We start from the raw sequence: 1,985 nt of genomic DNA on the forward strand, positions 1-1,985 counted from the left end.
GACGTGGTTACGGCAGCGCGAGCATCCGCTCCAGGGCCAGTTTGGCGAACTGCTCGGTCTCCTTGTCCACCTGGATGCGGTTGACCAGGTTGCCCTCCGCGAGGGACTCCAGGGCCCAGACCAGGTGGGGGAGGTCGATGCGGTTCATCGTGGAGCAGAAGCAGACCGTCTTGTCGAGGAAGACGACCTCCTTGTCCTCGGGGGCGAAACGGTTCGCCAGCCGGCGCACCAGGTTCAGCTCCGTGCCGATCGCCCACTTGGAGCCGGCCGGGGCCGCCTCCAGCGCCTTGATGATGTACTCGGTCGACCCGACGTAGTCCGCCGCGGCCACGACCTCGTGCCGGCACTCGGGGTGGACGAGCACGTTCACGCCCGGGACGCGCTCGCGCACGTCGTTGACCGAGTCCAGGCTGAAGCGGCCGTGCACCGAGCAGTGGCCCCGCCACAGGATCATCTTCGCGTCCCGCAGCTCCTGCGCCGTCAGCCCGCCGTTCGGCTTGTGCGGGTTGTAGACGACGCAGTCCTCCAGGGACATCCCCATGTCGCGCACCGCCGTGTTGCGGCCCAGGTGCTGGTCGGGGAGGAAGAGGACCTTCTCGCCCTGCTCGAAGGCCCAGTCGAGGGCGCGCTTCGCGTTGGAGGAGGTGCAGATCGTGCCGCCGTGCCGGCCCGTGAACGCCTTGATGTCCGCGGACGAGTTCATGTACGAGACGGGCACGACCTGCTCGGATACACCGGCCTCGGTCAGCACGTCCCAGCACTCCGCGACCTGCTCGGCGGTGGCCATGTCGGCCATGGAGCAGCCGGCCGCGAGGTCCGGCAGGACCACCTTCTGGTCGTCGCCGGTGAGGATGTCCGCGGACTCGGCCATGAAGTGCACACCGCAGAACACGATGTACTCGGCCTGCGGACGCGCGGCGGCGTCCTTGGCCAGTTTGAACGAGTCGCCCGTGACGTCGGCGAACTGGATGACCTCGTCGCGCTGGTAGTGGTGGCCGAGCACGAAGACCTTGTCCCCGAGCTTCTCCTTGGCGGCGCGGGCGCGCTCCACCAGGTCCGGGTCGGACGGTGAGGGGAGGTCTCCGGGACACTCCACGCCGCGCTCGCTCCTCGGGTCGGCCTCCCGGCCGAGGAGCAACAGGGCGAGGGGCGTCGGCTGTACGTCGAGCTCCTGGGTCTGGGCGGTGGTCACGACACGCACCCTTTCTGTTCTGCGGCTCGCCGGGTCCGTGTGGACCGGACCGGCGGGACAAGCGGGACACCGGTTCGACTTCTCGTCGAATTGACGCTATCTATCATATCCGGCTCGCGTCATTTTGACGACGGCCATAGCGTCCGTGTGACGTGAAACCCGGCGGAGGCCCGTTCATTCCCCTCATTCCCCCCGGCCGGGCCCGACGGTTCCGGGGGCGGTTTTTGAAGCGGTGTCCGGAAGGGGGCCGGATGTACCGTTTTCCGCTTGCCGGGGCGTGTGCGAGCATGAGGACGGAGCCGAGAGAACACGTTCCCGGCCCGGAATGAATCCGCGGCCCCACCGGTTGCAACCGTCGGCAAGCAGTCTCCGTACAACCCGGGAGAGATGTAGATGTCCGTATCGGACGAGACCACCACCGTCACCGACGGCATCCTCGTGACCGAAGCCGCCGCGGCCAAGGTCAAGGCGCTGCTCGACCAGGAAGGCCGTGACGACCTCGCCCTGCGCGTCGCCGTCCAGCCCGGCGGCTGCTCCGGCCTGCGCTACCAGCTCTTCTTCGACGAGCGTTCCCTCGACGGCGACGTGGAGAAGGACTTCGACGGCGTGAAGGTCGTCACCGACCGGATGAGCGCCCCGTACCTGGGCGGCGCCACCATCGACTTCGTCGACACCATCGAGAAGCAGGGCTTCACCATCGACAACCCGAACGCCACGGGCTCCTGCGCCTGCGGCGACTCCTTCAGCTGAGCAGGCTCCACCGCCGCTTCGGGATCCTCTCCCGGGCGGCACG

General features: G+C 68.1%; 2 protein-coding genes. One reads left to right on the forward strand and one right to left on the reverse strand.

Annotated elements, in window-relative coordinates; genetic code table 11:
• Nucleotides 1-7: 7 nt before the first annotated feature.
• Nucleotides 8-1,192: a quinolinate synthase NadA gene (nadA, locus tag ACFP2V_RS09745; protein WP_381208527.1), complete on the reverse strand. Its 1,185-nt coding sequence runs from the start codon at nt 1,190-1,192 to the stop codon at nt 8-10.
• Nucleotides 1,193-1,585: 393 nt separating this feature from the next.
• Here nadA and ACFP2V_RS09750 point away from each other — a divergent pair, with 393 nt between their 5' ends.
• Nucleotides 1,586-1,942, forward strand: a complete 357-nt coding sequence (locus ACFP2V_RS09750) for a HesB/IscA family protein (protein WP_055574575.1) — start codon at nt 1,586-1,588, stop codon at nt 1,940-1,942.
• Nucleotides 1,943-1,985 lie beyond the last annotated feature (43 nt).

Origin of the sequence: Streptomyces incanus (assembly GCF_042656345.1) — a bacterium.
In the GTDB taxonomy this organism is placed as follows: domain Bacteria; phylum Actinomycetota; class Actinomycetes; order Streptomycetales; family Streptomycetaceae; genus Streptomyces; species Streptomyces incanus.

What these genes read in the sequence shown, in the direction of transcription:
- ACFP2V_RS09750 (WP_055574575.1), top strand. Translation starts at nt 1,586, where the DNA reads ATGTCCGTATCGGACGAGACCACCACCGTCACCGACGGCATCCTCGTG.